The following is a 7,386-nucleotide window of genomic DNA, read 5'->3' as shown; positions in this document are numbered from 1 at the left end:
AGCCGGGTCCCCGCCCGGTGTTCGAGGAGCCCGTGCAGGGGCCGCCGGCCGGGCGGCGGTGGACGCCGTCGCCCTGGGGAGAAGAGGCGTCGCGCGAGCAGCCCGGCGAGGGACCCGGCGAGCGCAACGGCGCGGGACACGCCGCCGGGCCGGGCGGGGAGCACCGCGAGGGCGCTCCCCCCGCCCCCGCGCCCGTCGCCGACGCGGAGCAGATGGGCATGCAGGCCGGGGCGCAGGGACCACAGCAGGCACCGGTGCAGGCACGGCCCCCGCAGCGGCTGCCGCGCTCGCCCCGCGAGGTCCGGCGCCGGACGCCGGGCGCGAGCGGACGCGAACGCCCGGTGCTGCCCAAGCGCGTCCGGCAGGAGAACCTCGCGACGCAGCTGCGCGAGGAGACCGCGCCCGCTCCGACCGCTCTGGAGCCGCGCGACGACCGCTCGCCCGAGGAACTGAGGTCGATGATGTCGTCCATCCAGCAGGGCACGAGGCGCGGCCGCGCCGAGGCCCTCGATACCGAGGATTCGTGACGGTCGATGAGCGGTCCGGGCAACGAGTGGATCGACGAGGAGGCCGGGCCGATCGTCCGGTCTTACGCCCTGACACGGGGACGGGCCAGACCCGCCACCGGTGAGGGCTTCGACATGATCACGATCGTGTCGACGGCGGGCCGGCCCCGCTCGGGCTCGCCCGGCATCGGCCCCGAGCATCTGGACATCCTGGAGATGTGCCTGCAACCGCAGCCCGTCGCCGAGATCGCCGCACGCATGAAACTTCCCCTGGTCGTCGTCCGGGTCCTGCTCGGCGACCTCCTGCACCACCGGCTCATCGCCGTGAACCGCCCCCAGCCGGAGAGCGCGCTCTCCAAGGAACGTCTGCTCAGGGAAGTGCTCCATGGTCTCCAAGCCCTCTGAAAGCCGCGCGGGCGCCGCCGTCGCCGCCCCGGTCGCGGTGAAGATCCTCGTGGCGGGCGGATTCGGGGTCGGCAAGACGACGCTGGTCGCCGCCGTCAGCGAGATCCGCCCGCTGCAGACCGAGGAACTGCTCACCGACCAGGGCGTCGGCGTCGACGACACCGAGGGCGTCGAGCAGAAGACCACGACCACCGTCGCGATGGACTTCGGCCGCATCACGATCCGGGACGGCCTCGTCCTGTACCTGTTCGGCACGCCCGGTCAGGACCGGTTCTGGTTCATGTGGGACGAGCTGTCCTACGGCGCGCTCGGCGCCGTCGTGCTCGCCGACACCCGCCGCCTCGCCGACTGCTTCCCGGCGGTCGACTACTTCGAGAACCGCGGGCTGCCGTTCGTGGTCGGCGTGAACTGCTTCGAGGACGGCTACGACTACAGCGCCGACGAGATCCGCGACGCGCTCGACCTCAGCGACGGCATCCCGGTCGTGCTCTGCGACGTCCGCGAGCGCGCGTCCGGCAAGGAGGTGCTGACGACGCTGATGCGGCACGTCCTGACCGTCCACCGGAGGGAGAGCCAGGGCGTCGGGGCCGTCTGACGGGTTAGGCTGCGGCGAGGCCCGGGAGGTGACGCGGTGCCCAAGGTCACGCGGACGCGCGCCCGGCTGTCGGACGGCAGGGAGATCGTCTACTACGACGAGACCGCCGGCCGGGTGCCCGTGCTCGACCCGCGCGGCCTGCCGGCGGTGGAGCCGCGGTGCGAGACCCGCCGCGACCCGCTCACCGGCGACCACGTGACGATCACCGCGCACCGCAACACCCGCACGTTCCTGCCGCCCGCCGACCGGTGCCCGCTGTGCCCGGGAGGCCCCGCCTCGGAGATCCCCGACCCGGCCTACGACGTCGCGGTGTTCGAGAACCGCTTCCCCTCCTTCGACGCCCGCACGCCCGAGGTGTCCCCGAGGGTGGACGGGGCGGCGGTCTTCGCGCGGGCGCGCGGCGCCGGGCGCTGCGAGGTGGTGTGCTTCACCGACGACCACGGCGCGTCGACGGCGCTGCTGCCCCTCTCCCGCGTCCGCACCGTCATCGAGGCGTGGACGGACCGCACCGCCGAGCTGTCCGCGCTGCCCGGCATCGCGCAGGTGTTCGTGTTCGAGAACCGAGGCGTCGAGATCGGCGTGACGCTGCACCATCCGCACGGCCAGATCTACGGGTACCCGTTCGTCACGCCGCGCACGGAGCGGATGCTGGACATGGCGGCGCGGCACCGCGCGGCCACCGGCGGCGAGCTGTTCGCCGGGGTCCTGGCGGCCGAGCGCGCGGGCCCCCGCGTGGTGCGGGCGGGCGAGCACTGGACGGCGTTCGTCCCCGCCGCGGCCCGCTGGCCGGTCGAGGTGCACCTGATGCCCCACCGGCACGTCCCCGACCTGGTCGCGCTGACCGGCGCGGAGTGGGACGAGCTGGCCGTGCTCTACCGGGACCTCCTACGCCGCTGCGACGCCCTGTACGGCGCGCCGCTCCCGTACGTCGCGGCCTGGCACCAGGCCCCGGTCGGCGAGGGGCGCGACCTCGTCCGCCTGCACCTGGAGCTGTTCTCCGTCCGGCGCGCCGCCGACAAGATCAAGTACCTGGCGGGGTCCGAGTCGGGCATGGCCGCCTGGATCAACGACGTCCCCCCGGAACGGGGCGCCGCCGCCCTCCGCGAGGCGTTCTGACGCAGGGGACCGTCACCTAGAGACACCGGCGCCTGGCGGGGCGGGGTCCGTCCCGGGGTCGTTGCGCGCGGGCGCGGGGGGCGGTCACCGCTTTTTCGGCACCCGCTGGAACGATCTCACGGGCGTGGCCTACGCTCCGTCGCATGCCGGAAAGCGTGCGGGCGGACCTGCTGGCGGCCGGGACGTTCGAGAGCGTCGCGGCGGCGGCCGAGGGCGCCCCCCTCGTCTTCGCCGCGCGCGCGGGGGAGGGCGCGAACCTCGGGCAGGCGTGGGACGCCGCCGCAGGCGCGGCGTTCGGGCCGGCCCTCCCCGGCTTCTGCGAGGACTGGGCGTTCGGCGTGCTGCCCGGCCCGGACGGCGCGTCGCCGGTGGTCGCCTGGACCCACCGCGACCGCCTCCACGTGCACGACCTGCGCAGCGGCGCCGAGCTGGCGCTGGAGCCCGGACGGGCGGTCCACCCCGACCTGGTCGGGCTGGCGGTCCACGGCGGACGCGGCGCGGTCGTCGCCGTCTTCGGTCCCGCGCACGGCGCCGAGGTCGTCGTGTGGGACGCGCGCACCGGGCACCGGCTCGGCGAGTGCGGGGTGTTCCTCGGGCACTGGTCGGCGATCGAGCGGCGGGTCCTGCACGGCGTCCCGGCGACCGGGCCGCTCATCGGGCTGACCCGCGACACCGACCGGGCCGAGGACGCGGAGGACGGCGCCCCCGGCGCCCGCCATGTCAGCGTCCTGGACGTGGAGCGCGGCGAGGAGGTCGCCGCGCTGCCGTCCGAGGGCTCCCCGGACGCGGCGTTCCTGCACGGGCCGGGCGGCGCGGTCCTCGTCCAGCCGGGCCGCGGCGAGGTCCTCGTCCGCCGCCTGGACGGCGAGCGGGTCGCCGCGCTGGAGACCACCGTGTCCTGTGAGCGGGTCGCCGCCGCGTCCGTCGACGGGTCGCTGCTCGTCGTCGCCGACGACCGCGACGACCCGTGCGCCCTGCTGGCCTGGGACACCGCGTCCACCGCGCCGCACCGCCGCCTGGAGGTCCCCGCGCCGGTCAACGACCTGGCCCTGGCCTCCGACGGCACCCTGGTCGCGGCCACCGACCGGGGCCTGTACCGCTGCCCCGCGGCCCTCTGATGGGGGGCGTTCCGCCGCCGGGGTCACGGGCGGGGGCCAGGCCCGTGCTCTACCTGGACGTTGACGGCGTCCTCAATCCCGACGAGCCGTCCCCGGGCTTCACCGAGCACCGGGTCGGGCGGCTCACCGTGCGCCTGTCGCCCGAGCACGGCGCGTGGCTGCGGGAGCTGGCTGGGCGGCTCGACCTGGTGTGGGCGACGACGTGGGAGGAGCACGCCAACCAGTACATCGGCTCGCGGCTCGGCCTGCCTGAGCTGCCGCACGTGGACTTCTCCGGCTACGAGCCGGAGCCCGGCGACCCGCGCGTGCCGCTGTTGCAGCTGCCGCGCATGCGCAAGTGGGCCCCGATCCTGCGGCACGCGGACGGGCGGTCGTTCGCCTGGGTGGACGACGTCATCCCGTTCACCGTCCGGCGGCAGGCGCTGCGGCACCGCCGCGCGGTGCGGCTCGTCCGGGTGGACGCGGCGCGGGGCCTGACCCGGCGCCAGGTGGACGGGCTGTGGCGCTGGGCGGGCCGCAGGCGCGGCCGAGGGCGTGTCGGCGCGTTCTAGCGGGGCTCCGCGCGCAGGTCGGCGAACGCGAACTCGCAGTTGTCGCCGCGCAGGCCGATCGAGCCGGGCCGGGCGATCGTGGGGCCGTGCCGCCCGTCGTCGACGGCCCTGAGCAGGGTGCGGCCCTGCCGGGTGATGGTGATCGTGACGCGGGACGTGCCGGTGACGGTGACCTCGAACGGCTCCCAGGCGCCCGGCCGCGGCGGCGGGTACCGGGTCTGGGCGAGGGTGGTGTAGGTGCCGCCGTTCTCGGTGCCGCCGGTCAGCTTCTTCTTGATGACCAGGAGGCCGTCCCGGCGGTGCAGGGACGCCACGTACAGCCGGGTGGGGTCGTGGCGGCGGAGCATGACGTGGACGCCGTCGGTGGGGACCGGCGGGGTGCGGGGCGTGTCGATCAGGCGCAGGACGCGCAGCCGCAGCGTCACCCGGACGTCGGTGAAGTCGGCGCGGCGGGAGTTCATCCGGAAGACGCTCGACCCCGTCCCGGTGGACGAGCGGGCGTCCGGGGTGGCGGCGTCGGGCGGCCCGGACCAGCCGGCGCCGCCGCGGACGTAGAGGGAGCCGCTGGTCACGTCCCAGTCGGGGGACCGGCGCGCGTCGGCCGCCCGCGGGTTCCAGTGGGCGTACTCGTTGGTGAGGAGGCGGTCGGGGCCGGACGTCCCGGGGACGAAGGCGGCGGCGTCACCGGGGCGGGTCAGGTACCAGGCCGCCCCCGCCGCCGTGAGAGCGGCCATGACGGCGGAGACCGTGAGCAGGAGCCGGCGCGGGGTCATCGGTCACTCCGCGTAGGAGGATGTGCAGAAGCCGCGGGCGCGCAGCCCGTCGATGATGCCGGGCAGCGCCCGGATCGTGGACGCGGACGCGGCGACCCCGTCGTGCATGAGGACGACTGCGCCCGGCGCGGCCTTGCCGAGCACGGTGGCGGTGATGTCGGCGGGGGCGCGGCCCCGCCAGTCGTTGGTGTCGACCGACCAGCGGACGACGCGCATGCCGAGCGCGCGCGCCTCGGCGTTCACGGCGGGGCCGGTGTTGCCGAACGGCGGCCGGAACAGCGTCGGGCGGGGCGCGCCGGCGGCGGCGATGGCGGCGGAGGTGTCGGCGAGCTGGCGGCGGATGGCGGCGGGTTCGAGGTCGGCCATGTGCGGATGGTCCCAGCTGTGGTTCTCGACGGCGTGGCCGTCCGCGATGACCGCCCGGACGAGGTCGGGGCGCGCGGCGACCTTCTTCCCCATCATGTAGAACGTCGCCCGCGCCTTGTAGGCGCGCAGCACCGTCAGGATCTGCGGCGTGTAGACGTCGGGGCCGTCGTCGAAGGTCAGCGCGACGCGGCCGGCGCGGCAGGGGTTGGCGGGGTAGGCCGGGCGGAGCATGGCGTCGGTCACGACCGTCCGGGCGCGGGGGGTCTGCGCGCGGCTCTCGGCGGGCAGCAGCGCGCCGCGGGCCAGGGGGACGATCGCGGCGAGCGCGAGGACGCCGAACCCGAGCTCGGTCAGGTGGCGCCGGAGGGCCGGACGGCCGGGGCGCGGGGCCCCGGCCGTCCGGGTGCGATCTCTCCTGATCATGGTCCTTCGTCCGTGAGGGTGAAGTCGTCGACGGTCAGCGAGCCGACGCCGGGCAGGGCCACGCCGAAGCTGAGGTTGGTCGCGCCCGCGGGGACGGCGGGGGTGGTGACGAGCGTGCGCTGCCAGGTGCTCGTCGCGGCGAGCGTGGGACCGTTGGTCCAGAACGTCCAGACGCCGGCGGCGTTGCGGTAGTAGATGCTCATCTTGGTCGTGACACCGGAGCCCCACGACCCCTTGTACCAGACCCCGAGTTTGTACGTGTGCCCTGGTGAGGCGGCTGGCGCGCAGGTCCCGGCGTCCTGCCGGGTGACGAGTTTGCGGTCGCCGTCCGTGCGGGCGGTGATGTCGACGCGTTCGGCGTACTGGCCGGTGTGCGAGTCGTTGGTGCGCGTCCACGTGAAGGTGTTGGTGCCGTATCCGCCGAGCTGGAAGCAGTTCGGGACGCCGTTGGTGGCGGCCTCCAGCGAGGGGTTCTGGACGGTGAGCGGTGAGGGCGGGCCCTGGACGGGCGGCTGGAGGGATCCGCCGATGACCTGGTCCACGGTCTTCACCGTCGTGCCCTGCGCGGCCCTGGGCTGAAGCCAGTCGAGGAACTGGTTCAGAGTGGTCGGGCTGACGGCGTAGGTGTCGTCACAGCCCTCGCACACGTGGTGGATGACGAGCTGGACCCAGCCGCCCCCGTGGTTCTCCGCCTGCGTGACATAGCCCTTGAGGTCGGCCACGGTCGTGCCGGTCTTGATGGAGTCCGGTGTCTGCGTGAAGTACGCGTCGGCGGGCGGGATCGTCTCGGAGTATCCGCACCCGGAGCACGAGCCGGGGGAGACGACGCCGCCGACCGTCCGGGCGCTGTTGTAGCCGCAGTCCCGGACGACCTTCTCGACGCCGCTGTCGGCGTTGCCGTAGGGGTAGGCGAAGTTCTTGACGGTGAAGCCCATGTTGAGGAGCGCGACCCGGTCGTCGCACACCTGCCGCTGCTGCTCCGCGGTGGCCAGCGTGGGCAGGTCGGCGTGGCTGATGGTGTGCCCGCCGATCTCGTGCCCGCCCGCGGCGAGCCCCGCGATCTCGGTGCGGTCCATGTACCCGGACGACCCGACCCGCCCGCTGTTGATGTAGAAGGTGCCCTTCATGCCGTGCGCGTCGAGCGCCGGGCGGGCGTTGTCGTAGTGGTCCTGGGCGCCGTCGTCGAAGGTCAGGGAGACGACGGTGCCGGTCGCGGCGCCGGCCGGCGCCGCGGCGAGGGCCGGGACCGCGATCAGGGACGCGAGAAGGGACACGAGGAGGGCGATGGTTCTGGAGGGGGGTGGCATGGTGGACTCCAAGGGTTGTGCAGTGCTCCGGACGGGTCAGCCCGTACGGAGCGGGCCTAGCGTTGGGCGGTGGAATACCAGGGTGTGCCGACTGCGTGCGGCGATCTCGAACGCGACGCCGCCGCCGGCCAGCAGCGGGTCGAGCGCGGCGCGCACCGGCGCGGCGCCGGCGACGCGGACGAGCAGCCGGTTCCCGCGCACCTCGATCCGGACGTCCCGCGCGCCC

The 7,386-nt window shown here is 74.9% G+C and carries 9 protein-coding genes and 1 pseudogene; 6 read left to right on the top strand and 4 right to left on the bottom strand.

Annotated elements, in window-relative coordinates; translation table 11 throughout:
- The 6 genes and pseudogenes from E1291_RS42705 to E1291_RS36925 form a co-directional block, all read left to right on the top strand.
- Positions 1-527 (top strand): annotated as a pseudogene (locus E1291_RS42705) (hypothetical protein); the annotation flags it as partial.
- A 6-nt stretch (positions 528-533) separates the two neighbouring features.
- A complete protein-coding gene (locus E1291_RS36945) occupies positions 534-911 on the top strand; it encodes a DUF742 domain-containing protein (protein WP_131742700.1) in 378 nt (125 codons plus the stop codon).
- Entirely contained in the window at positions 892-1,506 is a 615-nt protein-coding gene (locus tag E1291_RS36940) for a GTP-binding protein (protein ID WP_131742699.1), read from the top strand. The genes E1291_RS36945 and E1291_RS36940 overlap by 20 nt, the downstream gene beginning before the upstream one ends.
- Before the next feature lie 36 nt (positions 1,507-1,542).
- Entirely contained in the window at positions 1,543-2,622 is a 1,080-nt protein-coding gene (gene galT, locus E1291_RS36935) for a galactose-1-phosphate uridylyltransferase (protein WP_131742698.1), read from the top strand.
- Positions 2,623-2,765: 143 nt separating this feature from the next.
- Positions 2,766-3,740, top strand: coding sequence for a YncE family protein (locus E1291_RS36930; RefSeq protein ID WP_131742697.1), 975 nt, complete (start codon positions 2,766-2,768; stop codon positions 3,738-3,740).
- A gap of 44 nt (positions 3,741-3,784) precedes the next feature.
- Positions 3,785-4,291: an HAD domain-containing protein gene (locus tag E1291_RS36925; RefSeq protein WP_207401136.1), complete on the top strand. Its 507-nt coding sequence runs from the start codon at positions 3,785-3,787 to the stop codon at positions 4,289-4,291.
- Here the strand turns inward: E1291_RS36925 and E1291_RS36920 are convergent.
- The 4 genes from E1291_RS36920 to E1291_RS42700 form a co-directional block, all read right to left on the bottom strand.
- Positions 4,288-5,064, bottom strand: coding sequence for a hypothetical protein (locus E1291_RS36920; RefSeq protein ID WP_131742695.1), 777 nt, complete (start codon positions 5,062-5,064; stop codon positions 4,288-4,290). The genes E1291_RS36925 and E1291_RS36920 overlap by 4 nt on opposite strands.
- 3 nt (positions 5,065-5,067) lie before the next feature.
- Positions 5,068-5,853, bottom strand: coding sequence for a polysaccharide deacetylase family protein (locus E1291_RS36915; RefSeq protein ID WP_131742694.1), 786 nt, complete (start codon positions 5,851-5,853; stop codon positions 5,068-5,070).
- Positions 5,850-7,160 carry a polysaccharide deacetylase family protein gene (locus E1291_RS36910; RefSeq protein WP_131742693.1) on the bottom strand — a complete coding sequence of 437 codons (1,311 nt, stop codon included), beginning with the start codon at positions 7,158-7,160 and terminating at the stop codon, positions 5,850-5,852. Before E1291_RS36910 ends, E1291_RS36915 begins: the two co-directional genes overlap by 4 nt.
- Before the next feature lie 36 nt (positions 7,161-7,196).
- On the bottom strand, positions 7,197-7,386 hold a 190-nt coding region (locus E1291_RS42700), incomplete at its 5' end, for a hypothetical protein (RefSeq protein ID WP_165495475.1).

This window comes from Actinomadura roseirufa, from assembly GCF_900659635.1.
In the GTDB taxonomy this organism is placed as follows: domain Bacteria; phylum Actinomycetota; class Actinomycetes; order Streptosporangiales; family Streptosporangiaceae; genus Spirillospora; species Spirillospora roseirufa.
This window is presented reverse-complemented; position numbering and strand designations above follow the sequence as displayed.